The following is a 22,656-nucleotide window of genomic DNA, read 5'->3' on the forward strand; positions in this document are numbered from 1 at the left end:
CCATGAGCATCCTTCGCCAGACCACGATTCGGCGACTGGCCTATCCCCTCCCTCCTTTCGCCTCGACGAGGGCTTTCCGGTTTCCGCTCTACGGTTTCGGCGCCGTCGCCCTCCTCGCCGTCAGCTTCGAGAACGTGGGTCTCATCAGGGCCCTGCTCGGAGGGTGCTTCGTGATCATGGCTCTGCTGTGGGCACAGGCGGTCAACGAACCGTCGATTCCCGGCGGGGTCGAAGTGCGCACGTCGCCTGGAGCGATCTCGGCACGGTCGAAAAGGACCGCCGGTATCTATGCCGCCGCGCTTCTGGCTGTCAGCGCCGTCCTTCTTGCGCTGTACGCGTGGGTCGCGGCCACAGAGGGACTCAGTCGACGCCTCTCCTACAACCTTGGCGCTGCGCTCGCGCTCGTCGGCGTCGGATACGCGATCTGGCGCCTGATCGTTGCACTGCGCTCGATCGACTTGCTGTTCGATGCTCGCGGGCTGACCGCCACGGCACCGCTCTTCCGCAGCCGCACCCTGGACTGGGACGCGATCGACCATGCGGTCGGCGATCGCAAGCACCTCTCCCTCACGCTCTCATCCGGGGAGGTGCTCGTACTCGACACCCGGCTCCAGCGCACGGATCACACCGTTCTCGTCGAGCTGATCGACCGGTGCGCACAGCATCCCGTCGCCCGCGAGCGGATCGGCGATGTGATCCTCGGCGATCTGCTGCTCGATGCGGCGCCCGACGGCACGGAGCCCGTTGGACCGAGCGGAACCGCGCCCGCTGAGCGGTGAGCCCTCGCCGCCGCCTCCGGACATGGACGGGCGTGCGGGGCCAATTGCGCATCGCGCGGTCGAGCGGGGTCAAGCGCATCGCGCGGTTGAGCGGGGCCAGTTGCGCATCGCGGACGGGCGAATCGGATGCGGAACTGACCCCGCACCGGCCCTCGAACAGGCATCCGCGCGAAGACCCCGGGGCATGCAGAAAGCCGGCCGGATCCGTGAGGATCCGGCCGGCTTCAGGAAGTCAGCGCGCGCTCAGAGAGCGCGGATGTTCGCAGCCTGCATGCCCTTGGGGCCACGCTCAGCGTCGAATTCGACCTTCTGGTTCTCGCGGAGCTCCTTGAAACCGGAGCCGGCGATTGCCGAGTAGTGGGCGAAAAGGTCGTCCGTGCCGTCATCGGGAGCGATGAAGCCGAAGCCCTTTTCCGCGTTGAACCATTTCACAGTGCCAGTGGCCATGTGTTTTCTACTTTCTGTTTTCAAACGGCCGCTTGCGCGGCCCGCGCCGTGACGGAACGTCCGACATACGCGCGTCCTCAACGTACCACGGCAGGCTGACCGCTGGCTCCGAACTCCGACTTCTGCTGCAGGACGGCCGCTTCTGTGCGCGTGCTGACACCGAGCTTTCGCAGTACGGCCGATACGTGGACGCTCACCGTCTTCGCGCTGATGAAGAGCCGCTCACCGATCTGTCGGTTGCTGAGACCCTCGACGATCAGTTCGAGAACCTGCCTCTCCCGCGCGGTAAGCGGATCGGATTCCGCGACGGCACGGGATGAATCGGATGCTGCAGCGAGGCCAGACGCGGAGGCGAACGCCCCGACGGCCTGTGTGAGCGGAACATGCCCGAGCCGTTCGGCCTCACCGAGCGCGTGGGCGAGCACGGCGGCGGCCTCGGCTCGCTCGCCCGCGTCGACGAGCAGGCGAGCGAGCTCGAGCCGTGTCGTCACCCGGAACGTCACGGGCACGTCGTCGTCGTCCGCGAGGTCGACAGCAGCGCGCATCGCAGGGATCGACGGCGAGAGCAGCGCTTCGAGGATCATCCCCCACCGGTCGCCCTGCAGCGGGGCGGGCTGCGCGTGCCACGCTTCCCGCACATCGCCGATGGCCTCTGCGACGTCGACGCCCGATGCCCGGAGCTCGGCGATCATGCGTCCGGCCTCGAGCAGAAGACGGCGCTGGTGGAGGAACACGGGGCCGGCGTCCGCCAGCATCGCTCTCACTTCGGCGAGCGCTCGCGCGTGATCGCCCCGCCCTTCGGCGACGGCGACGCGCATCATGACCTCGTCGTACCAGATCTGTCGTTCGACGCGTCCGGTCTCTTCGAACGACGGATGCCATTCGCGCAGTATCTCGGCCGCCTGCTCGTGCCGACCTCGCCACGACAGCACGCGCACGCGCGTCATCGTGGAGTACATGTGCGAGATGCGCAGCGTCCGCTGCGAGAGCTCGCGCGCCAGCATCCCCTCGACGCGGTCGATCTCGCCCATCTCGAGAAGGGGCACCGCCATGTTCTGCGTCATCAGCGCACCGGTCGTGCGCTCGACACCGAACGCCCGCGCCGGGGCGAGGCCGTCTTCAGCGACCTGCACCGCGTCGCGGTAGCGCCCGAGAAGCCCCAGCAGATCGGAGTAGTTCACCCGATACCGCATCTCGGCGTTCGTGCCCTTCGCCAGCCGCAGGGCGAGTGCGTACTCCCGATGCCCGGCCTCGAGATCGCCGAGGTGCGCGCGGGCGCCGCCCCGGACGTTCGCGGCGATCGATGCTTCATCATCGGCCCCCGCTCGAACCGCACGCTCTCCCGCCTCGATCGCCAGCGTGATCGCCTGATCGAGATGCCCGGCGATCATGTATCTGCTCGCCAGCTGATTGAGGATCGATGCGCGGAGCCGATCGTCGTCGACCCTGCCGTCGAGCACCTCGAGCGACTCATGAAGCAGCGCGATCGAGCCTTCGCGCCCGAGATTCATCACGTAGTAGGCCTTGTCGCGCAGCAGCCTCGCATGCGTGCGCGGATCGACCGTCGCGGGATCGACCTCGTCGAGGGCGACGTTGACCACGGCCAGCGCCCTCTCACCGTCTCCGGCGTTGCGCAGCACCGAGCCGAGGGTGCGCAGCAGCTCGAAGCGCTCGATGTCGACGACGCTCTCGGCGTCGGGCACCTGGATCCACAGATCGAGCGCGAGCTCGCCGAATCGGGCGGCGCTCGCGAAGGCGAATCGCGACTTGGCGTCGAGCATGGCGGTGACGGCCGCGGCGAGCGCACGACGGTCGTCTTGCGCGAGCTGCCAGTGGTAGGCGAGCGCGGCGGGATCTCCGCTGTCGGTGCCGGTGCAGTTCTCTTCGAGCGTCTCGGCGTACGCCCTGTGCAGGCGCGCGCGCTCACCGGGGAGCAGGTCGTCGTGCACGGCTTCGCGCAGCAGCGCATGCCGGAATCGGTAGTCGTCGTCGACCACGACGAGGATGCCGCTGAGCGTCGCCTCGCGGATGCCCTCGTCGAGTCGCGCCTCCGGAAGGCCCGCGAGCCGAGTGACGAGCGGATGCGTGAGCGGACGCTCGGCGCCCGACACGACGTGCACGACGCGCCTCGCATCGTCGCCGAGCCGGTCGAATCGGGCGAGCAGGAGGTCTCGCAGACTGCCGGGGAGGGGACCTGTCGAGCAGCCGGCGATCTCCTCGACGAAGAACGGCACGCCCTCTGCCCGCTCCTGGATGCGCTCGAGAGCGGTGTCGCTGAGCGGCTCTCCGGTGATCGACTCGGCGAGCTGTCGCACGGATGCCGTGTCGAGCCTCTCGACCGTGACCCGCTCGAGAAGGCGCGCACGAGTGGACTCGCCGATGAACCGGCTCACGGCATCGCCCCGGCGCACGTCGTCGGTGCGGCAGGTGAGGACGAGCAGGATGCGGCCCCGTGCCAGCGTGCGCAGCAGGAAGGAGAGGAGCGCGAGGGTCGACTCGTCGGCCCAGTGCAGGTCTTCGACGACCAGCACCTGCGGGGCGAGCTCTGCGGCGGCCTCGATGAGCGACGCGATCGCGTCGCGCAGGCGATCGGGGCTGGTCTGCGACCGGTCGGTCGGATTGAGCTCGGGCAGCAGCATGCCCAGCGCCTCGACGCCGACACCGAGCTGGTCGCGCACGCGATCGGCGCCCATGAGCGCGACGATCGAGCGGAGGATGCCGGTCAGCGGTCCGAACGGAGTGCGTGATGCCCCGAGGTCGAGGCACCAGCCGACATGGACGTCGGCGCGGTTCGCCACCTCGGCCCCGAACTCGCGCAGCAGGCGCGACTTGCCGATGCCCGCCTCGCCCTCGACCAGAACGGCGACGGGGATTCCCTCGACCACCTGGTCGAAGAACCCGCGCACGATCGCGAGCTCGGCTTCACGGCCGACCATCGTGGCGCTGGGAGCGGACGGGGGCATGGATTCATCGTCCCACCCCCGTCCGACATTCAGGGCGCTCCACGCGTCTGCTGTCGGCAGAGCAGAGCTCACCGGGCTGCGGCCGGTTCGCACCCTGCGGCGGCCCGGCGGTCGGCGAGTGCGGAGGCATCCGTCGTGGCGGCGCGTGCACCGGTGATGGCGCGCAGCATCCGCTGTCCTGCTCGTCGGACCGGGCCGGCGGCGCGGGGGACGATCTGGTCGGCGTGCTCGGCGATGAAGCGACGGCGCTCGGCCGCCTGCTGGATCCGCTCCTGCTCGTACTCGGTCACCGTGTAGGCGAGATAGGGGTGCTCGTACATGACATCTCCTCGTTTGGGATGTCCCTACACTCCGCTCTGAGGTGCCCCTCCGGCATCGGGAGGATGCCCTATCTTTGCGCCCCCGACCGCCCCGGCGCACAGCACGAGGCCCGAACGACAGCGGGGACTACCACCGTTCGGGCCTCTCACCTGGGTGCGTCAGGCGTCTACGTCACCGCGCCACGCACCGGTCTCGGCGCCGCGCTTCTCCATGAACTCCTTGAAGTTCTTCAGGTCCTTCTTCACCGCGTGCGAGCCTGCGCCCACGAGGGAGCCGACCTTCTCGAGGAAGCCTTCGGGCTCCCAGTCGATCTGCACGGTCACGCGGGTCGTGAGGTCCTCGATCTTGTGGAACGTCACGACACCGGCATGCTCCGTGTCGCCGCCGACGCTCTTCCACGCCACCCGCTCATCAGGATGCTGCTCGGTGATCTCGGCGTCGAACTCACGTGTCGCGCCGCCCACCTTCACGGTCCAGCGGTTGTGGGTGTCGTCGATCTGGACGATGGACTCGACCTCGTCGAGGAACTCGGGGAAGCTCTCGAACTGGGTCCACTGGTTGTAGGCGACGTCGATCGGAACGTGGACGTCGATGGTCTCGATGATCTGCACCATGTGATGCTCCTCACTGCTCGTCTTGTGATCCATCCCATTCAGCGCGGGTCCCCGAGTGTTGGCGACGGGGTTGACATCGGCGATGAGCAGGGGAGCTTCCCGAGTAGCGTTGTGCGCATGCGCATCCATGCCGCGATCCGCGCCTCGAAGCGCTCGCCCCTGCTGCAGGTGGTGAAGTCCGCCGCGGCGACGATCGCCGCGTGGCTGCTCGCGGGCTGGGTCGTTCCGGGGCAGCTGCCCGTGTTCGCCGCGATCGCCGCGCTGCTGGTCGTGCAGCCCAGCGTCAACCAGTCGCTGTCGAAGGCGCTGGAGCGCAGCATCGGCGTGATCGTCGGGGTCGTGATCGCCGTCGCACTCGGCCTGCTGCTCGGTTCGCCCAGCTGGATCGTGCTGCTCGCCATCGTCGTGGCCATGCTCGTCGCATGGGCGTTCCGTGCCACCCCGGGCACCGGCAACCAGGTCGCGATCTCGGCGATGCTCGTGCTCGCCCTCGGTTCGACACCCGACTATGCCCTGGCCCGCATCGTCGAGACCCTGATCGGCGTCGCGATCGGCATCGTCGTCAACGCCCTGATCGTGCCGCCCGTGCTCGTCGCGCCCGCCCGGCGCGACCTCGGTCTGCTCGGCGCAGAGCTCGCCGCGAGCCTCGACCGTCTCGCCGACGCCCTGCCCGAGCCGCAGACGCCGGCGAAGCTGCAGGAGATCATGCTCGAGGCGCGGCTGCTACGCCCGATGAAGGATGCCGCAGAGGCGTCGATCGAAGCCGGTGAGGAGTCGCTCACCCTCAACCCGCGCCGCTCGACACATCGTGAGGAGCTCGTCGAGATGCGCGCTCTGCTCGAGCGCCTCTCACCCATCGTGACGCAGACCATCGGCATGACCCGCGCGTATTTCGACCACTACGACGACTCGATCGGTCAGGAGCCGGCGGTCACCGCGATCGCCGAGCAGCTGCGACGCGCCGGCCATGACGTGCGCCTCGCGGTGCAGATCGCCGACGTCTCGCCCGAGCCCGACACGCTGACCTCGGCCATCCCGGCGCTCACAGCACCTCTCGTGATCCGGCCTCCGTCGTCGACGCACTGGATCTTGATCGGATCGCTGATGGAAGACCTGCGGCGCATCCGCGGGGAGCTCGTCGAAGAGGAGTGAGCGCGGCTCCGGTGTCAGTCCTCGTCGGGGTCGTCGGCGAGCACGTCGCCCTCGTCGTCGGAGGCGGGGTCGAGGCCTACCCTGGAGGCATGTCTGACATGACCGTCGCCGAAGCACTGGCCGAGCTGGCCGCGATCGAGGATCCGAAGATGCGCGCCGCGAACGAGAAGCGCGGCGACGACCACGGCATGAACCTCAGCCGGCTGCGCGGCGTGGCCAAGCGCGTCAAGACCGATCAGCCCCTCGCGAAGGAGCTGTGGGCGACGGGCGACACCGGTGCTCGTCTGCTCGCCCTGCTCGTCTGCAAGCCCCGCGAGTTCACCGCCGACGAGCTCGACGCGATGCTGCGACAGACGCACGCGCCCAAGGTCAACGATTGGTTCGTCAACTACGTCGCCAAGAAGACGCCGCTCGCCGAAGAGCTGCGTCTGCGCTGGTTCGACGATTCCGACCCGACGGTCGCCGCCGCGGCGTGGTCGCTCACGACCGTGCGCGTCGCGAAGGACGCCGACGGCCTCGACCTCGATCACCTGCTCGACCTGATCGAGCGCGACCTGCAGGATGCTCCGAAGCGCCTGCAGTGGTCGATGAACGAGACGCTCGCGAACATCGGCATCTTCCACCCCGAGCTGCGCGCGAGGGCGCTGGAGATCGGCGACCGCCTGCAGGTGCTCGCCGACTACCCGACCGCGCCGGGCTGCACCTCTCCGTTCGCCCCGATCTGGATCGGCGAGATCGTGCGGCGGCGCGAGGGCTGAGCATCCTCACCGGTTGCCTCATCAGTGGCGTCAGTACGCTGAATCCATGAGCACGCACATCGCCGCACAGCCCGGTCAGATCGCCCCCGTCGTCCTGTTCCCGGGCGACCCGCTGCGGGCGAAGTGGATCGCCGAGACCTTCCTCGACGATGCCGAGCTCTACTCCGAGACCCGCGGGATGCTGGGCTACACCGGCACCTGGGAGGGCCACCGCGTGTCCGTTCAGGGTTCGGGCATGGGCCAGCCGTCGATGGCGATCTACGCGAACGAGCTGTTCGAGGAGTACGACGTGCAGACCATCGTGCGCGTCGGCTCGTGCGGCGCTCTGACCGAGAAGCTGAAGGTGCGCGACATCATCATCGCCAACGGCGCCTGCACCGATTCGGGGATCAACCGCGTGCGTTTCCACGGTCTCGACTACGCTCCCGTCGCGGACTTCGGCCTGCTGCGTGCCGCCGTCGAGGCGAGCGAGGCCGAGCCCCTGGACTCGGCCGTGCACGTGGGTCTGCTCTTCTCGAGCGACCAGTTCTACAGCACCCGCCCCGAGCTGACCGAGCCGTTCGTGCAGCACGGCGCCCTCGGCGTCGAGATGGAGGCGGCAGGCCTCTACACGCTCGCCGCGTACTACGGCCGTCGGGCCCTCGCCATCTGCACCGTGTCCGACCACATCGTCACGGGCGAGCAGACCACCGCCCAGGAGCGCGAGCAGACCTTCGGCGACATGATCCGCATCGCCCTGCGCGCCGCGACCTCGGTCTGAGTCGTTCAGTATTCAGCATGAGATCGCGCTGATCGCTCGAATCATCCGTTCTCGACCGCATCCGGCGGTTCCATGCTGAATACGGAGCGCGGATAGCTCGGGCCGAAGGTGGGATGATCGACAGACCATGCCTGCGATCCTCGACCCGACCACACTGACCGACGGATCCGATGCGGATGCCGTCTACACGGCGTTCGTCGAATGGGCGGAGTCGACCGGCATCAGCCTCTATCCCGCGCAGGACGAGGCGGTCATCGAGATCGTCTCGGGCAACAACCTGATCCTCTCGACCCCCACCGGCACCGGCAAGTCGCTCGTCGCGGTCGGCGCGCACTTCGCCGCGCTCGTCGAGGGTCGCCGCTCGTTCTACACGGCTCCGATCAAGGCCCTGGTGAGCGAGAAGTTCTTCGCGCTCGTCGACGTCTTCGGCGCCTCGAACGTCGGCATGATCACGGGTGACTCGTCGGTCAACCCCGATGCGCCGATCATCTGCTGCACGGCCGAGATCCTCGCGAACCTCGCGCTTCGCCAGGGCACGGATGCCGCGGTGCACCAGGTCGTGATGGACGAGTTCCACTTCTACGCCGACCCCGACCGCGGGTGGGCGTGGCAGGTTCCGCTGCTCGAGCTTCCGCAGGCGCAGTTCATCCTGATGTCGGCGACGCTCGGCGATGTGTCGCAGCTGTCGAGCGACCTGACCCGCAGAACCGGCCGCGACACGGCATCCGTCACCGGCGTCGAACGCCCGGTTCCCCTGCACTACTTCTATGAGACGACGCCGATCCACGAGACGATCGACGATCTGCTCGGCACCGGCCAGTCGCCGATCTACGTCGTGCACTTCTCGCAGGCGGCGGCGATGGAACGGGCGCAGGCACTGTCGAGCACCAAGGTCGCCACGCGCGAGCAGCGCGACGAGATCGCGGCGCTGATCGGCGGATTCCGGTTCACGACCGCGTTCGGCAAGACCCTCTCGAGGTTCCTGCGGGCCGGCATCGGCGTTCACCATGCCGGGATGCTGCCGAAGTACCGGCGCCTCGTCGAACAGCTTGCCCAGCGCGGCCTGCTGCGCGTGATCTGCGGCACCGACACTCTCGGCGTCGGCATCAACGTGCCCATCCGCACGGTGCTGCTGACGGCCCTGACGAAGTTCGACGGCACCCGGATGCGACAGCTCAGCGCCCGTGAGTTCCATCAGATCGCAGGACGCGCAGGACGCGCAGGGTTCGACACTGCGGGCACGGTCGTCGCGCAGGCGCCGGAGCACGAGAGCGAGAACGTCGCCGCGATCAAGAAGGCCGGCGACGATCCGAAGAAGAAGCGCAAGATCGTCCGCAAGAAAGCGCCCGACGGCTTCGTGTCATGGGGCGAGCCGTCGTTCCGCAAGCTGATCGATGCCGAACCCGAGACGCTGACCTCGCACATGCAGATCACGAGCGCCATGATGCTCAACGTGATCGGTCGCGGCGGCGACGTCTTCGGCAACATGCGCGCGCTCGTCTACGACAACCACGAGCCCCGCAAGAGGCAGCGCGAGCTCGCGCTGCGCGCCATCGGCATCTACCGGACGCTGCTCGAGTCGGGCGTCGTCGAGCAGGTCCCGGTCGTGGAGCGAGGAAGCGGAGCGACCGAGACGACACGCCAGGAGATCCGTCTCACGGTCGATCTGCAGCCGAACTTCGCCCTGAACCAGCCGCTGTCGCCGTTCGCCCTCGCGGCGTTCGACCTGCTCGACCGCGATCCTTCGGCCGGCACGGGCACCGGTTCGTACGCCCTCGACATGATCTCGATCGTCGAATCGACGCTCGACGACCCCCGCGCCATCCTCGGCCAGCAGGAGTTCCAGGCGCGCGGCGAAGCCGTCGCCGTCATGAAGCGCGAGGGCATCGAGTACGACGAGCGCATGGAGCTGCTCGAGGAGATCACCTATCCGAAGCCGCTCGACGAGCTGCTGAGCGCCGCGTTCGAGACGTTCAGTGCGGCCCAGCCGTGGATCCGCGACTTCGAACTGCATCCGAAGTCCGTCGTCCGCGACATGTACGAGCGGGCCATGTCGTTCGGAGAATATGTCGCGTTCTACAAGATCGCGCGCTCCGAGGGTGTGGTGCTGCGCTACCTCTCGGACGCGTATCGGGCGGCCTCGCAGACGATTCCCGAAGAGGCGAAGGACGAGGATCTGCGCGACCTCATCGAATGGCTCGGCGAACTCGTGCGCCAGGTCGACTCGAGCCTGCTCGACGAGTGGGAAGAGCTCGTGAACGGGGTGCTGCAGGATCCCGACGAGGAGCCGATCGTCCCGCCGGCCCCCAAGCGCCTCACCTCGAACGTGCGGGCGTTCCGCACCCTCGTGCGCAACGAGCTGTTCCGCCGGGTGCAGCTCGCGGCTCGCGAGGACGTCACGGCCCTCGCCGAGCTCGATCCGTCGTTCGGCGCGGATGCGTGGTCTGACGCGCTCGACGGATACTTCGCCGATCACGACGAGATCCTCACCGGCGCGAACGCCCGCAGCTCGCAGCTGCTGCTGCTCACCGAGGGCGCCACCGAATGGACCGTTCGTCAGATCCTCGACGACCCGGCGGGCGACCACGACTGGGGCATCTCGGCCACGGTCGACCTCGCCGCGTCCGATGAGGAGGGCGCCGCTGTCGTCACGGTGACGGGCGTCGATCGACTCTGAGGCGACCGTCGGTCGTCGAGCGAGCGAAGCGAGACGAAGCGGGTCACCTCCTGCGCACGAGCGGCCGCACGGTCGGATCGAACAGCACCCCGAGCCCCACACGCACGAGCCCTGCGTGCACCGCGAGGCAGATCGCGATCACGACGGCCGTGACCACGATCGGCCAGACGACCTCGACCGCCGGGGTCGCGACCCAGCCCGGGCCTCGGAGGGCACCGTCGATCAGTGCCAGCGGGATCATATGGATCACGTAGATCGGCAGCGTCCGCTGGCCGATCCAGCGCAGCGGGCGGGCGATCACCCCCGCATGACGGTCGAGCAGAGCGCACGCCGCGACGCCGAACGCGACCGCGACGATCGACAGCAGCGGCCAGACGCCCGGCCACTGCCGCATGCCCAGCACCCCGACCGCGCCGACAGCCGCGACATATGCCCCGCCGAGCATGAGAGCGCGGAGGGGCCCGGATGCCGCGGCGAAGCGCTCGATGATCGACCTCAGTCGAAGGCCCGCGAGGAAGAAGAGAAGGTTCTGCACGAGCTGCCACAGGTTGCCCAGATCCGGGATGAGTCCCGCGGCGGCGATCGCCGCGATCACGAAGGCGACGGGCAGCACCACGGCGGTCGGCACGTGACGAACCGCGCGCGCGATCAGCGAATATACCGCGAGCGCCAACAGATACCAGAGGTTCGTCGGGCTGATCGTGAGCTGCGCGAGCAGCTGCCATCCGTTCTCCGCCCTGGCCGTGTCGAAGTCGGGCGTCCACGCGAGCACGAAAGTCTGGATCACGACCCAGATGACGTAGACGCCGGCCAGTCGCCCTGCGCGGCGACGCCACGACGCTCCGGTCGGCGCGTTCACGGCGCTTCCGGAGAACATCCCTGAGATCAGGAAGAACAGCGGCATCCGCAGCGGCAGCAGCTGCGCGTTGAGCGTCGCCCAGGCGTCGGTGATCGGCCCCGCTCCCTCGACTTGGATCGCGTGTTTGGTGACCACATGCCACAGCACCACCAGGATGATGCAGACGCCCTTCGCGACATCGGGCCAGCCGACGCGCGCGGTCACCGCCCCGGTACCTCGGCGGCGCGCACGAGGCGAGACACCAGGTCGACGTACGACACGTCGGCCGCCGCGAACATCCGCGGCACCTGAGATGCCGCGGTCAACCCCGGCATCGTGTTGACCTCGTTCAGCACCGGCCCCTCCACCGTGAGGAAGAAGTCCATTCGGGCGACGCCGGCGCAGCCGAGCGCATCGAACATCGTCAGCGCGGCCCGGCTGAGCGCGGTCGCGTCGGCATCCGAGAGCTGGGCCGGCACCGTGAACCGTGCGCTGCCGTCGTACTTCATGGCGGTGTCGAAGAGACCTGACGCGTGGATCTCCAGCGCCGGAGCCGCCCACCGCACCCCGCCGGCCTCCCGGATCACCGCGACGTCGATCTCGCGTCCCTGCACGACCTCCTCGACGAGGATGCGGCGGTCGAACCGCGCCGCCTCCTGCAGCGCAGCTCCGAGCTCACCCTCGTCGCGCACCAGCGAGACGCCATAGCTCGAGCCCGCCGACACAGGCTTGACGACGACGGGGCCGTCGAACTCGGCATCCCCGCAGTCCGCCGCATCGATCAGGCGCCCGCGGGCCGTGCGCAGTCCCGCAGCCTCGGCGACGAGCTTCGTCGCCCACTTGTCCATGCCGATGGCTCCGGCCCGAGGCCCCGTTCCAACCACTCGAACACCCGCCAGCGCGCAGAGCGCCGCGAGCACGCCGTCTTCCCCGAGCGCTCCATGCACTGCGGGGAATACGACGTCGACCTCCGCGATCAGCCGCATCGCGAGAGCGAGGGACTCGGCGGCTGTGGCACCCTCCGAGATGCCAGCCACCTCCCAGATCCCCGTGCGCGAGATCGTCACCGTGCTGACCTCGTATCCCCCGACCCCCAGTGCCGCAGCGACCGCCGCAGCAGAGGCGAGCGAGACGTCGTGCTCGGCGTTCTGCCCTCCTCCGATGACCAGCACCCTCACGCGATCGCCCTCTCGACCCGAGAGCCGACACCCGTGAGGATCGTGTGGGGGATGCTCCCCGCCCACCGCGCCCACTCGTGCACGCTCGGCACCGCCCCGCCCTCCGGCCCGAACACGACGGCGGTCGCGCCCCGCGGCACGCTCAGTCCCCCCGTATCGACGACGATCTGGTCCATCGACACTCGTCCGACGATCGGGCAGCGGACGCCGTCGATCGCCACGCTCGCCCCCGCCAGAAGCTCGCGAGGGATGCCGTCGGCATACCCGACCCCGACCACGCTCAGACGAGTGGCGCGCTCTGTCACGAACGCGCCGCCGTAGCCCACCGCAGTGCCCGCGGCCACGACGCTGCTGTGTACGACGGATGCCGTCAATCGCGCCGCCCCGCGCAACGGCACGGTCTCGGACGGGTCGATGCCCACGAGACCGGCGCCGACCCGCACGAGGTCGAAGTGCGTCGCGGGGTCGGTCAGTGTGCCGGACGTCGCGGCGAGGTGCACGAGCAGCGGACCGAACCCGGCGCGCAGCACGGCATCCCGAGCCTGGCGCATCCGCAGCACCGCGGGGGCGTTGAGAGCGGGGTCGGCGGCGTCGGCGCACGGCAGGTGCCCCATGACCCCGACGACCTCGATGCGCCCCAGGCCCGAGCGCGCCAGTCGAAGCAGTTCCACCCAGTCCGCCAGGGGCACTCCGCCCCGCGACATCCCGGTGTCCATATGCAGGTGCACGCGCACGCGGCCCGCAGCGAGCGGTGCGGCGTCTGCGATGAGCTGCCGCAGCTCCTCGACCGATCCGACAGCGATGTCGACGCGATCGGCGATCGCCCGTGCGGCATCGACGCCCGAGGGATTCAGCCACGCGAGGATCGGCACCTCGATGCCTGCACTGCGCAGCTCGGCCGCATCCTCCGCATCCGTCACGCCCAGCCACTCGGCGCCCGCGTCGATCGCCGCGCGGGCGACCGTGACGGCTCCGAGGCCGTACCCGTCGGCTTTCACGACCGCCATGATGCGCGCGTCGGTGGCAGACCGCATCCGCTCGACGTTCGCCGCGACGGCCGAGGGGATCGTGTGCAGAGTGGGCGCGTGCATGCGCGAGAGGGTGAGGGGCGGGGTCGTCAGTGTCGTGCTCATCGCTGGGTCCTCGGCTCGGCGGTCGGGTCGTCGTACATGAGGGGGCAGCCGTTGGCGACCGCAGCCGGGCGCAGCTCGAAGTGCCAGCGCTCGTTCGCGTAGATCTGGCAGAGTCCGAACTCGGCGCCGTTGCGCGAGAGCCAGTCCTGCGCGGCGACCGGTCCGAGGTCGACCGCGTCTCCGGACACGTGCTCGGAGTTCTCCGGGGTCGCGACCCAGCGGGCCGCCTCCTCTGCGGAGCCGTATTCGATCACGGCATCCTGCCGCAGCACCTGCTGATACGCAGCCGACCGCCAGCCGCTGTTCACGTGCACCCGCACCCCGTCGAGCTCGGCCGCGGTGGCCGCCGAGCGCACCGCCGCGAGCAGGTCGGCGTCGAGGTTCGTCACAGCCGGCACCTCGTCGAACACCGACACCGCGCCCTCGTCGCGGATGACGCCGTCGGACTCGGTGAGGGAGGCGGCCGACAGCTGGGGAGCGACGGATGCCGACGCCAGCGACTGCTGGCCGATCATCACGGCCGATCCGGTGATGGCGGCGGCGAGCAGCGCGACACCGATGATCGCGGTGAGGCGTCGCCGACTGGGGGCAGTGCGTGTGTTCATGCCCTCAGTCAATTCAGGCGCGTGTTGCCACGGCGTATGCGCTTTTGCATACGCTCCCGATATGCCCGGGTGCGTAAGCTCTGAGCACATGAGAGCTGTGCCGTGCGTGTGCTGATCGTCGAGGACGAGCCGTACCTCGCCGAGGCCGTGCGCGACGGATTGCGCCTCGAGGCGATCGCCGCCGACATCGCGGGAGACGGCGACACGGCGCTCGAACTCCTGAGCGTCAACTCCTACGATCTGGCCGTCCTCGACCGCGACATCCCCGGCCCCTCCGGTGACGACGTCGCCCGCTCGATCGTGGCGTCGGGCAGCGGCATCCCGATCCTCATGCTCACCGCGGCCGACCGGCTCGACGACAAGGAGACGGGCTTCGAGATCGGGGCCGACGACTACCTGACGAAGCCCTTCGAGCTGCGAGAGCTCGTGCTGCGCCTGCGCGCCCTCGACCGCCGCCGTCAGCGCGTGCGTCCGCCCGTGCTCGAGATCGACGGGCTGCGGCTCGATCCGTTCCGCCGCGAGGTCTACCGTGACGGCAGGTACGTCGCCCTCACCCGCAAGCAGTTCGCGGTGCTCGAAGTCCTGATCGATGCGGGAGGCGGTGTGGTGAGCGCCGAGCAGCTGCTCGAGCGCGCGTGGGATGAGAACGCCGACCCGTTCACGAACGCCGTGCGCATCACCGTCTCGTCGCTGCGCAAGCGACTCGGGGAGCCCTGGCTGATCCTCACCGTGCCGGGCGTCGGCTATCGCATCGGAACGGATGCCGATGACTGACCGGATCCGCCCGACCAGGCGCCGAGGCATGAGCGCCCGCTGGAAGCTCACTCTGAGCTATGCGGGCGTCGTCGTCGTGTCGGGAATCGGGCTGCTCGCCGCAGTCGCCTTCTACCTGCTGCGGTATGTGCCCGACGTGAACATCATCAGCGACTTCTTCGTGCCGAACCGCTCCGACCTCATCCGCGCATTCGTCCCGGTCGCGATCGTGATGATGCTGGTGCTGCTCGCTCTGGGGCTGGGCGGCGGATGGCTCATCGCAGGGCGCATGCTGGCGCCCCTCGACCGCATCGGGCGCGCGGCCCAGCTCGCAGCCCAAGGGTCGCTGTCGCACCGTGTCGCTCTCGAAGGACCTCGCGACGAGTTCCGCGACCTGGCCGACGTGTTCGACTCGATGCTGGAGCAGCTCGAGGCGCACATCTCCGAGCAGCAGCGGTTCGCGGCCAACGCCTCGCACGAGCTGCGCACCCCGCTCGCGATCTCGCAGACCATGCTCGAGGTGGCCCGCAACGACCCCGACCGCGACGTCGACGCCCTCATCGCCCGACTGCACGAGGTCAATGCACGGGCAATCGAGCTGACCGAGGCGCTGCTGATGCTCAGCCGCGCCGAGCGGCGCACCTTCACCCGCGAGCCGATCGACCTCTCGCTGCTGGCCGAGGAATCCGCCGAGACGCTGCTCCCCCTCGCCGAGCGCCGCGGCGTGACCCTCGATGTGGGCGGCGACACGGCGAACGTCCTCGGATCGCCGGCGCTGCTGCAGCAGCTGATCACGAACCTCGTGCACAACGCGATCGTGCACAATCTGCCCGCCGACGGCACCGTGACCGTCCGCACGCATGTGCTCCCCGAGGCGGTCGCGCTCGTGGTCGAGAACACCGGTGCGGCGCTGCCCGCGGATCGGGTCGCGACCCTGGCCGAACCGTTCCAGAGAGGCGCCGACCGCACGCGAGACGATGATCACGCGGGCGTGGGGCTCGGGCTCGCCATCGTGCAGCGCATCGCCCAGACGCACGACGGATCGCTCGTGCTCACGGCCCGCAGAGGCGGCGGGTTGAACGTGACGGTGTGGCTGCCGCATCCGTTCCCCCGCCCCCTCGCCTGAGGCCGGTTCCCTGAGCCGCATCCCGTGCCGAGTAGGCCCGCACACCTGCATGCTCAAATGACGGATGCATGCCGCTATCCCCAGTCTCGGCATGCATCCGTGATCTCGGCCTGCATCTGTGTTTCAGGGTCGGCGCGGCCGGTCGAGAGGGCGGCCGGGTTGAGTCCCGCGCCGGATGCAGGACCGAAGCACGGATGCAGGACCAGAAACCGTGTTTCGTCCCCGCATCCGTGCCCGGGTACTGCGAACGGTACGGCGCGCGTGAACCGGTCCGCACAGCTGACGCACACCTGCATGCTCAGATGACGGATGCATGCCGATATCCCCCGTCTCGGCATGCATCCGTGGTCTCGGCCTGCATCTGTGTTTCAGGCCCCGCGGCGGGTCAGGCGACCTGGTCTCCCCGGAGTGCGGCGAGCTCGCGACCGTAGGTGCGGGCAGACTGCTCGGCGTTCTCCTTGAGCTCGCGGGCGGTGTCGGCGAAGGCATCCAGTGCCGGGTTCACTCCCACGAGGGTGAACGGACGCTCGACGATGCGCAGGTCGAGGCCCCAGACGTCTTCGAGCACGCGGCGCAGCCATGCGGTGGAGTGGTCCCAGCCCTCCTTGGGGGTGCCGGGGGCATAGTTGCCGCCGAGCACTGTGACGAGGGTCGCCGGCTTGCCGCGGAGAGCCGTGCCCTGCGGGTCGATGCGCGGGTCGGTGTAGGCCAGATCGAACCAGGTTTTGAAGTGCTGCGAGACCCCGTAGTTGTAGAGCGGCACGGCGAACAGCAGCGCATCGGCGCCGATCAGCTCGTCGGCGAAGGTGGTGCCGAGGGCGCGGGCCGCGCGCTGGGCGTCGGTGCGCTGCGCCTCATCGACGAAGCCGCCTGTCACGGCATCCGCCCAGGCCGTCGCCGGCACGGGGTCGGCTGCGAGATCGCGACGTGTGACCGCGGAGTCCGGGTGCGATGCGGTCCACTCGGCTTCGACGAGGTCGGCGAGCGAACGGCTGGCGGACGACGCGGGAAGGATGCTGGCATCCAGGCGGAACAGGGACATGAAGTGTGCCTTTCTTTTGCGTAGTCGCTCTGTTTTTCTTAGCGACTCGCGTTAACGTAGCACAGGTATGATGGGCGCATGGCCGAGATCGACGAAGAGCGTCACGTGTGCGACGCCGCCGTCACACTGGCCTTCAGCGTGCTCGGCAAGCGCTGGAACGGCATGATCGTGTCTTCCCTCGGCGGCGGACCCTCGACGTTCGTGTCACTGCGCCGTGCGGTCGCCGGCATCAGCGACACCGTGCTCTCCGACCGCCTCGCCGAACTCGCCGACGCCGGCCTCGTCTCCCGCGCCGTCGACCCCGGGCCTCCCGTCGCGGTCTCCTACGCCCTGACCGACAGCGGCCGCGGGCTGCTGCCGATCCTCGACCAGCTCGGCACCTGGGCATCCGAGAACCTCGAGATCCGCGCCCGATGACGACGCCCCAGGCACGACGACCCCGCCGCGCCTGGTGGATCCTGCTGCTGCTCGGCGCACTCGTGCTGGTCGGCGCTGCCGCACTCGCGTTCAGCCCCGGTTTCCGTCTCGCACCGCCCGTCGCCTTCGGCGAGGAACTCACGGTCGACCTCGCCGAAGGCGATCATGCGATCTATGTGACCCCGTCGGACCACTGGAGCGAGATCGAGTGCACCGGCACGTTCCCCGGCGGCGGTGTGCTGCGGCTGAGGCCCGACATGCTCCAGCAGGCGATCCTGCTCCCCGAACGATGGGACGCGCAGGGCAGCTTCGACCTGGGCGTCGCGTCCCCCGGGACGATCACCTGCGACGGCCCGGTCGCCGACGGCCGGTTCACGGTCGGACCGGTGATGACGTTCTTCACGGTCGTCGGCGCCGTGCTCCTCGCCATCCCCGGCCTCCTTCTGGTGATCGCCGGAGCCGTCGTCGGAGCCGTGCAGGCACGGCGACCGTAGGTCAGAACGCCGAACTCACGCTCCCGGACTCACCAGGGGCTGGGCTCGTAGTCCTTCAGGAAGACGCCGTGGATGTCGTCGCCCGCCTCGCCGCGCACGATCGGGTCGTACACGCGGGCCGCGCCGTCGACGAGGTCGAGAGGGGCGTGGAAGCCCTCTTCGGCCAGACGTACCTTCGTGTAGTGCGGACGCTCGTCGGTGATCCATCCGGTGTCGACGGCGGTCATCAGGATGCCGTCGGTCTCGAGCATCTCGCCGGCGCTCGTGCGCGTGAGCATGTTGAGCGCGGCCTTCGCCATATTGGTGTGCGGGTGACCAGGGCCTTTGTAACGGCGGGAGAACTGCCCCTCCATGGCCGAGACGTTCACCACGTACTTGCGATGCGATGACGACGCGGCCATCGACGCACGCAGGCGACTGATGAGCAGGAACGGCGCGGTCGTGTTCGCGAGCTGCACCTCGAGCATCTCGAGCGGATCGACCTGATCGATCGACTGCACCCAGCTGTTCGTGCGGTTGACGTCGGGCACGAGCCCGCCGGCGTCGATCGCGGTGCCGTCGGCGTGCTTCTCGAGCGACGACGACCCAGGGGCCATCGCGAGACGGGCGAGGTCTTCGGCGGTCAGCGCCTGGCCGCCCTGCTCGGCGACGGTGCCTCCGAGGGCGGCGACCGACAGCAGCGGGTGCGCATCGACGGAGGCCTGCAGCGCCTGCGGATGAGGATCGGCGGTATGCCCGAACGTCTCCATCTCGGGCAGCGGTCCGTCGGGAAGCGGCTGCAGCTCGGCATCCGCCAGCAGCGAATACGAACCGGGCGAGCGGCGCACGGTCTGCGCAGCATTGTTGATCAGGATGTCGAGCGGGCCCTGCGCTGCGACCGAGTCGGCGAGGCCGATCACCTGAGCGGGGTCGCGCAGGTCGATGCCGACCACGCGCAGGCGGTGAAGCCAGTCCCCCGAGTCGGGCAATGCCGAGAACCGACGCACGGCGTCGCGGGGGAAGCGGGTGGTGATCGTCGTGTGGGCGCCGTCGCGCAGCAGCCGCAGGGCGATGTGCATGCCGATCTTCGCGCGACCGCCGGTGAGCAGCGCGCGCTTGCCGGTGAGGTCGGTGCGGGCGTTGCGCTTGCCGTGGCTGAAGCGCGCGCAGTCGGGGCAGAGCTGGTGATAGAACGCGTCGACCACCGTGTACGGCTGCTTGCAGATGTAGCAGTTGCGGGGCTTGAGCAGCTCACCCGCGATCGGGGCGTCGACGACGCTGGTGGCCAGATCGTGGCCACGGGTCTCGTCATCGATGCGGTCGGGGGCGCCGGTGGCGGTGCGGGCGACGACGGCTTTGTCGGCCTCGGCGATCGCATCGCGGATCTCCTTGCGGCGCACGCGCTTGACGGCCTTGAACATCGCGGCGGTCGCGTGACGAACGGCGACGAAGTCGGGGTGCTCGTTGTCGATCTGATGCAGCTCCGACAGAACCCGCAGCGTGGTGGCCAGGTCTTCGGGGTCGATGCCGGCACCCAGGTCGGAGGTGGCGTCGGGTGCGTCGGTCATTGTGCCGATTTTACGCGAGATCCCGGGGTCTTTTCCTGGGAGCCCTGGGCCGGGTGGCGAGGCCCCGGGCCTCTGCCGGGTCATCGTGCGCTTCCGAGGTCCGGATGCCGCGAATCCGGCCTCCCGAGCGCAGTCCGTGCACTTGCGAAGTCCGATTGCGCGTGCGCAGTCCGGATGCCGGGGGTTCGGACTTCTGTGGCGCATTTCGCCTTCTGTGACGTACATGCTCCGACGCCTCCGATCCGCGCCGCGCCTTGCCGGAACGTCAGACCCCCGGCGTAGGGTCTGAACATGAGCAGCCACACCGAAACCCCTGGAGTCGTCCCGTCCTACCTGCTCGCGCGCCTGGCCGAGTCGGGCCGCTACCCCCGCGCCGCCGCCGCCGCGAGGCAGACGCTGACGGCGGGCAGACCGCCGTTCCGTGCGCGCATCGACCTGTCGATCGACGAGAACGGCGACCTGGTGGCCGAGCTCTCCGACGCCCCCAACCGCACGATCAGCGACGCGGGCAACACGCAGACCCTCCCCGGTGCGATCGTCCGCAGCGAAGACGATGAGCCCGTCGCCGATGTCTCCGTCAACGAGGCGTTCGACGGACTCGGGGCCACGTTCGAGATGCTGCTCTCGGCCTTCGGCCGCAACTCCCTGAACGACGCCGGGGCTCCGCTCGACGCCACGGTGCATTACGGCGTCGACTACGACAACGCCTTCTGGGACGGCGAGCGCATGGTCTTCGGCGACGGAGACGGCGAGGTGTTCGTGGGCTTCACCTCATCGACCACGGTCATCGGACACGAGCTCGCGCACGGCGTCGTGCAGTACACCGCGAACCTCGAGTACCAGGGCCAGCCCGGCGCGCTGAACGAATCGATCGCCGACGTCTTCGGCGCGCTCACCGAGCAGTACCTCCTCGGCCAGAGCGCGGCCGATGCGACGTGGCTCATCGGTGCCGAGATCTTCACGGATGCGGTGCAGGGCCAGGCGCTGCGATCGATGATCGAGCCGGGCACCGCCTATGACGACGACGAGCTCGGCAAAGATCCGCAGCCGGCCCACATGAGCGGCTTCGTGCGCACGACCGAAGACAACGGCGGGGTGCACATCAACTCCGGCATCCCGAATCGCGCGTTCGCTCTGTTCGCGATCGACCTGGGCGGCAACGCCTGGGAGGCCGCGGGCACGGTCTGGTACCGCGCGCTCACCGGCGGGCTCTCGAGCACCGCGAACTTCACCGAGTTCGCCGACGCGACGGTCGCCGCGGCATACGCGATCGACGATGCCACAGGCGCAGCCGCTCGACGTGCGTGGACGACCGTGGGAGTCTATGGAGATGAGCGAGTCCCCTCCACCGACTGACGCACAGGTCGTCATCGCGGTGGTGCGCACGGGCGGCATCGCCGGCATCCGTCGTCAATGGCGCGTCGAACCGGATCCGGCCGAGTCCTCCGACTGGATCGCCATGATCGAGAGCTGCCCGTGGGATGCCGACGCGGACGACACCACGGGAGCCGATCGGTTCGTGTGGCTGATCCGGGTGCGCACCCCCTCGGAGAAGCGCGAACGGGAGCTACCGGACTCAGCGCTCGACGGTCCGTGGCGGCAGCTCGTCGACGCCGTGCGTGCGGCGTCCGACTGAGAGCGCACGACGCAGGCGAGGCGCCCACGACGAACGGCCGCCATCGCGGATGATGGGACGACGACACGAGGGAGAACACCATGCCGACGAGCGAAGAGGCCACGCGCCTGCTGCAGTTGTCACGTGATGCATACGACCGAGGCGATTCGGTGCTGCACCTGCAGGCCGAGGTCAGTCGCCTCACCGGGCAGCCATCGTCATGGGGCTCGTCAGAGAACGACTTCGTGAGCGATGACCACGTCGGGTACTTCCTGAGCGAGGTCGAGCGCATCGGCTGGCGCCTCGAGCAGACCGGCTACACCTTCGTCGAGTCCGGTGCGACGACCTCGGCGCGCATGCTGAGCAGCGGAACCGGCGTCGTCAACCACGGCCACGTCGCGGGGTACTTCACTTTCCGTCGCATCACCCCGTCGGCCTGAACCGAGCAATCCGGTGTGAATCCGGCGATCCCGCCGTCAGGCGGGATCAGAATGGGACCCATGGGACTTTTCCAGCAACGCTCCGACGACGAAGAGAACCAGTGGACTCTGCCCTCGGAGCCCCTCGAACGCTCGGAGTCCGAGGTGCTCGACGAGGCTCCCTCTGTAGACCCGCTGTCGATCGGTCTGGGCCTGGGCGTGGGTGCCTCCGTGAGCTCGGTCGCCTTCCCCGTGGCACCGCCCGCACCTGAGGCGTTCTCGATCGAGAACCGCGAACCGGATGACAGCGACGACTGACACTCTCTTGGCGGCGTTGCCCGCGGACGCCACGCATCACGACGCCGAGCGCCTGCTCTGCGACGAGGGGTGGGAGCCGTGCGGCGCCGGCGACTGGGCCATCGCCTTGCAGTCGCCCGACGGCCTCCGGGTCGCGCGGATCAGTCCGTTCGATCCCGTCGGCTCCTACACCGCGGCCCTCTATCGCCAGGCCGCGCAGACCCGGCTCGTGCCCGAGCTGTTCGCCCATCGACGACTCGAAGGCGGCGGCGACCTGATGATCATGGAGCGCCTGCATCCCGCGGATGAGCAGGCGGCGTCTCGCTTCCTCCGCATGATCGAGTCCGGCGATTCCGCCGTGTCGGACCTCGTCGACGTCGTGCGCCGAATCCACGCCCGCGCCATCGCCGAACTCCCCTGGTGCGGCCCGCTCGACGAGAACCCTGCGAACGTGATGAGTCGCGACGACGGCACTCTCGTGCTGATCGATCCGTACTTCGCCGATGGGCCGGCTCTGTATGCGGCAGCAGGATCCGACCCGGATTCCATGGCGGCGCGATTCCCGATGGATCAGCGCCGCTACATGACCGAGATCCCGCTCGCATACTCCGGGCCATGGCCGGAGGAGTCGCGCGAGGAGATGCGTCGGGGACTCGCAGACGCGGATGCGCGCCGGGCCGAGTGACCGCGGCGCGAGTGGTGTCGCCCGTCGCGGCTACGG

The 22,656-nt window shown here is 69.1% G+C and carries 24 protein-coding genes; 14 read left to right on the forward strand and 10 right to left on the reverse strand.

The genetic code is table 11. The features are described from left to right. The first annotated feature begins 2 nt into the window (after positions 1-2). Positions 3-779, forward strand: a complete 777-nt coding sequence (locus tag ASF63_RS05760) for a hypothetical protein (RefSeq protein ID WP_157534247.1) — start codon at positions 3-5, stop codon at positions 777-779. A gap of 243 nt (positions 780-1,022) precedes the next feature. On the opposite strand, the gene ASF63_RS05765 is transcribed toward ASF63_RS05760, so the two are convergent. The 4 genes from ASF63_RS05765 to ASF63_RS05780 form a co-directional block, all read right to left on the reverse strand. Next, complete coding sequence (locus tag ASF63_RS05765; RefSeq protein WP_056310329.1) at positions 1,023-1,226, reverse strand: cold-shock protein; 204 nt, start codon at positions 1,224-1,226, stop codon at positions 1,023-1,025. A 77-nt stretch (positions 1,227-1,303) separates the two neighbouring features. Then, the gene (locus ASF63_RS05770) at positions 1,304-4,189 is read right to left on the reverse strand and encodes a helix-turn-helix transcriptional regulator (protein WP_082477856.1); all 2,886 of its coding nucleotides are present in this window, start codon (positions 4,187-4,189) and stop codon (positions 1,304-1,306) included. A gap of 68 nt (positions 4,190-4,257) precedes the next feature. Then, the gene (locus ASF63_RS05775; RefSeq protein ID WP_056510656.1) at positions 4,258-4,509 is read right to left on the reverse strand and encodes a hypothetical protein; all 252 of its coding nucleotides are present in this window, start codon (positions 4,507-4,509) and stop codon (positions 4,258-4,260) included. Positions 4,510-4,668: 159 nt separating this feature from the next. Next, entirely contained in the window at positions 4,669-5,124 is a 456-nt protein-coding gene (locus ASF63_RS05780) for an SRPBCC family protein (RefSeq protein WP_056510662.1), read from the reverse strand. A 117-nt stretch (positions 5,125-5,241) separates the two neighbouring features. Here ASF63_RS05780 and ASF63_RS05785 point away from each other — a divergent pair, with 117 nt between their 5' ends. From ASF63_RS05785 to ASF63_RS05800, 4 genes are all read left to right on the forward strand, one after another. Next, positions 5,242-6,276, forward strand: a complete 1,035-nt coding sequence (locus tag ASF63_RS05785) for an FUSC family protein (protein ID WP_056510665.1) — start codon at positions 5,242-5,244, stop codon at positions 6,274-6,276. Positions 6,277-6,365: 89 nt separating this feature from the next. After that, positions 6,366-7,034, forward strand: coding sequence for a DNA alkylation repair protein (locus ASF63_RS05790; protein ID WP_056512733.1), 669 nt, complete (start codon positions 6,366-6,368; stop codon positions 7,032-7,034). Positions 7,035-7,080: 46 nt separating this feature from the next. Next, positions 7,081-7,794 carry a purine-nucleoside phosphorylase gene (gene deoD, locus ASF63_RS05795; RefSeq protein WP_056510668.1) on the forward strand — a complete coding sequence of 238 codons (714 nt, stop codon included), beginning with the start codon at positions 7,081-7,083 and terminating at the stop codon, positions 7,792-7,794. Between the two features lie 127 nt (positions 7,795-7,921). Beyond that, positions 7,922-10,471, forward strand: coding sequence for a DEAD/DEAH box helicase (locus ASF63_RS05800; protein ID WP_056510670.1), 2,550 nt, complete (start codon positions 7,922-7,924; stop codon positions 10,469-10,471). Positions 10,472-10,514: 43 nt separating this feature from the next. On the opposite strand, the gene ASF63_RS05805 is transcribed toward ASF63_RS05800, so the two are convergent. Genes ASF63_RS05805 through ASF63_RS05820 form a run of 4 tightly spaced genes read right to left on the reverse strand, consistent with a single transcriptional unit; the run spans position 10,515 to position 14,225 of the window. After that, positions 10,515-11,534, reverse strand: a complete 1,020-nt coding sequence (locus ASF63_RS05805; RefSeq protein WP_056510674.1) for an acyltransferase family protein — start codon at positions 11,532-11,534, stop codon at positions 10,515-10,517. Continuing rightward, positions 11,531-12,487: a D-alanine--D-alanine ligase gene (locus ASF63_RS05810; protein WP_056510678.1), complete on the reverse strand. Its 957-nt coding sequence runs from the start codon at positions 12,485-12,487 to the stop codon at positions 11,531-11,533. The genes ASF63_RS05805 and ASF63_RS05810 overlap by 4 nt, the downstream gene beginning before the upstream one ends. Next, on the reverse strand, positions 12,484-13,620 hold the full coding sequence (alr, locus tag ASF63_RS05815) for an alanine racemase (protein ID WP_082477860.1): 1,137 nt from the start codon (positions 13,618-13,620) through the stop codon (positions 12,484-12,486). Before alr ends, ASF63_RS05810 begins: the two co-directional genes overlap by 4 nt. After that, on the reverse strand, positions 13,617-14,225 hold the full coding sequence (locus ASF63_RS05820; protein ID WP_056510682.1) for a M15 family metallopeptidase: 609 nt from the start codon (positions 14,223-14,225) through the stop codon (positions 13,617-13,619). The genes alr and ASF63_RS05820 overlap by 4 nt, the downstream gene beginning before the upstream one ends. Positions 14,226-14,327: 102 nt before the next feature. On the opposite strand from ASF63_RS05820, the gene ASF63_RS05825 reads away from it, so the two are divergent. Continuing rightward, a complete protein-coding gene (locus tag ASF63_RS05825; RefSeq protein WP_056510685.1) occupies positions 14,328-14,999 on the forward strand; it encodes a response regulator transcription factor in 672 nt (223 codons plus the stop codon). Between the two features lie 28 nt (positions 15,000-15,027). Beyond that, on the forward strand, positions 15,028-16,104 hold the full coding sequence (locus ASF63_RS05830) for a sensor histidine kinase (protein WP_056510688.1): 1,077 nt from the start codon (positions 15,028-15,030) through the stop codon (positions 16,102-16,104). A 385-nt stretch (positions 16,105-16,489) separates the two neighbouring features. Here the strand turns inward: ASF63_RS05830 and ASF63_RS05835 are convergent, their stop codons facing one another. Further along, positions 16,490-17,146 (reverse strand): FMN-dependent NADH-azoreductase, encoded by a 657-nt coding sequence (locus tag ASF63_RS05835; protein WP_056510691.1) that lies wholly within the window; start codon positions 17,144-17,146, stop codon positions 16,490-16,492. A gap of 78 nt (positions 17,147-17,224) precedes the next feature. On the opposite strand from ASF63_RS05835, the gene ASF63_RS05840 reads away from it, so the two are divergent. Together ASF63_RS05840 and ASF63_RS05845 are read left to right on the forward strand one after the other, a co-directional pair. Next, positions 17,225-17,563: a winged helix-turn-helix transcriptional regulator gene (locus tag ASF63_RS05840; RefSeq protein WP_056310357.1), complete on the forward strand. Its 339-nt coding sequence runs from the start codon at positions 17,225-17,227 to the stop codon at positions 17,561-17,563. After that, positions 17,560-18,057 carry a hypothetical protein gene (locus ASF63_RS05845; RefSeq protein ID WP_056510694.1) on the forward strand — a complete coding sequence of 166 codons (498 nt, stop codon included), beginning with the start codon at positions 17,560-17,562 and terminating at the stop codon, positions 18,055-18,057. The genes ASF63_RS05840 and ASF63_RS05845 overlap by 4 nt, the downstream gene beginning before the upstream one ends. A gap of 29 nt (positions 18,058-18,086) precedes the next feature. Here the strand turns inward: ASF63_RS05845 and ASF63_RS05850 are convergent, their stop codons facing one another. Next, positions 18,087-19,604 (reverse strand): SDR family NAD(P)-dependent oxidoreductase, encoded by a 1,518-nt coding sequence (locus tag ASF63_RS05850; protein WP_056510697.1) that lies wholly within the window; start codon positions 19,602-19,604, stop codon positions 18,087-18,089. 291 nt (positions 19,605-19,895) lie between these two features. Here ASF63_RS05850 and ASF63_RS05855 point away from each other — a divergent pair, with 291 nt between their 5' ends. The 5 genes from ASF63_RS05855 to ASF63_RS05875 all read left to right on the forward strand — a co-directional run bounded on the left by ASF63_RS05855 (position 19,896) and on the right by ASF63_RS05875 (position 22,620). After that, positions 19,896-20,960: a M4 family metallopeptidase gene (locus ASF63_RS05855; RefSeq protein ID WP_056510700.1), complete on the forward strand. Its 1,065-nt coding sequence runs from the start codon at positions 19,896-19,898 to the stop codon at positions 20,958-20,960. Further along, entirely contained in the window at positions 20,935-21,240 is a 306-nt protein-coding gene (locus ASF63_RS05860) for a protealysin inhibitor emfourin (protein ID WP_056512739.1), read from the forward strand. The genes ASF63_RS05855 and ASF63_RS05860 overlap by 26 nt, the downstream gene beginning before the upstream one ends. An 80-nt stretch (positions 21,241-21,320) precedes the next feature. Beyond that, positions 21,321-21,659 (forward strand): hypothetical protein, encoded by a 339-nt coding sequence (locus ASF63_RS05865; protein ID WP_056510703.1) that lies wholly within the window; start codon positions 21,321-21,323, stop codon positions 21,657-21,659. Between the two features lie 60 nt (positions 21,660-21,719). Next, complete coding sequence (locus ASF63_RS05870; protein ID WP_056510705.1) at positions 21,720-21,956, forward strand: hypothetical protein; 237 nt, start codon at positions 21,720-21,722, stop codon at positions 21,954-21,956. Further along, on the forward strand, positions 21,940-22,620 hold the full coding sequence (locus tag ASF63_RS05875; RefSeq protein WP_056510707.1) for a hypothetical protein: 681 nt from the start codon (positions 21,940-21,942) through the stop codon (positions 22,618-22,620). Before ASF63_RS05870 ends, ASF63_RS05875 begins: the two co-directional genes overlap by 17 nt. Positions 22,621-22,656 lie beyond the last annotated feature (36 nt).

The organism is Microbacterium sp. Leaf320 (assembly GCF_001423485.1).
Lineage (GTDB): Bacteria > Actinomycetota > Actinomycetes > Actinomycetales > Microbacteriaceae > Microbacterium.

Bases quoted from the DNA above. Each gene is read 5' to 3' on its own strand.
- ASF63_RS05760 (WP_157534247.1), top strand. From the start codon at position 3: ATGAGCATCCTTCGCCAGACCACGATTCGGCGACTGGCCTATCCCCTC.
- ASF63_RS05765 (WP_056310329.1), bottom strand. From the start codon at position 1,226: ATGGCCACTGGCACTGTGAAATGGTTCAACGCGGAAAAGGGCTTCGGC.
- ASF63_RS05770 (WP_082477856.1), bottom strand. From the start codon at position 4,189: ATGCCCCCGTCCGCTCCCAGCGCCACGATGGTCGGCCGTGAAGCCGAG.
- ASF63_RS05775 (WP_056510656.1), bottom strand. From the start codon at position 4,509: ATGTACGAGCACCCCTATCTCGCCTACACGGTGACCGAGTACGAGCAG.
- ASF63_RS05780 (WP_056510662.1), bottom strand. From the start codon at position 5,124: ATGGTGCAGATCATCGAGACCATCGACGTCCACGTTCCGATCGACGTC.
- ASF63_RS05785 (WP_056510665.1), top strand. From the start codon at position 5,242: ATGCGCATCCATGCCGCGATCCGCGCCTCGAAGCGCTCGCCCCTGCTG.
- ASF63_RS05790 (WP_056512733.1), top strand. From the start codon at position 6,366: ATGTCTGACATGACCGTCGCCGAAGCACTGGCCGAGCTGGCCGCGATC.
- deoD (WP_056510668.1), top strand. From the start codon at position 7,081: ATGAGCACGCACATCGCCGCACAGCCCGGTCAGATCGCCCCCGTCGTC.
- ASF63_RS05800 (WP_056510670.1), top strand. From the start codon at position 7,922: ATGCCTGCGATCCTCGACCCGACCACACTGACCGACGGATCCGATGCG.
- alr (WP_082477860.1), bottom strand. From the start codon at position 13,620: ATGAGCACGACACTGACGACCCCGCCCCTCACCCTCTCGCGCATGCAC.
- ASF63_RS05820 (WP_056510682.1), bottom strand. From the start codon at position 14,225: ATGAACACACGCACTGCCCCCAGTCGGCGACGCCTCACCGCGATCATC.
- ASF63_RS05830 (WP_056510688.1), top strand. From the start codon at position 15,028: ATGAGCGCCCGCTGGAAGCTCACTCTGAGCTATGCGGGCGTCGTCGTC.
- ASF63_RS05835 (WP_056510691.1), bottom strand. From the start codon at position 17,146: ATGTCCCTGTTCCGCCTGGATGCCAGCATCCTTCCCGCGTCGTCCGCC.
- ASF63_RS05840 (WP_056310357.1), top strand. From the start codon at position 17,225: ATGGCCGAGATCGACGAAGAGCGTCACGTGTGCGACGCCGCCGTCACA.
- ASF63_RS05845 (WP_056510694.1), top strand. From the start codon at position 17,560: ATGACGACGCCCCAGGCACGACGACCCCGCCGCGCCTGGTGGATCCTG.
- ASF63_RS05850 (WP_056510697.1), bottom strand. From the start codon at position 19,604: ATGACCGACGCACCCGACGCCACCTCCGACCTGGGTGCCGGCATCGAC.
- ASF63_RS05855 (WP_056510700.1), top strand. From the start codon at position 19,896: ATGAGCAGCCACACCGAAACCCCTGGAGTCGTCCCGTCCTACCTGCTC.
- ASF63_RS05860 (WP_056512739.1), top strand. From the start codon at position 20,935: ATGAGCGAGTCCCCTCCACCGACTGACGCACAGGTCGTCATCGCGGTG.
- ASF63_RS05865 (WP_056510703.1), top strand. From the start codon at position 21,321: ATGCCGACGAGCGAAGAGGCCACGCGCCTGCTGCAGTTGTCACGTGAT.
- ASF63_RS05870 (WP_056510705.1), top strand. From the start codon at position 21,720: ATGGGACTTTTCCAGCAACGCTCCGACGACGAAGAGAACCAGTGGACT.
- ASF63_RS05875 (WP_056510707.1), top strand. From the start codon at position 21,940: ATGACAGCGACGACTGACACTCTCTTGGCGGCGTTGCCCGCGGACGCC.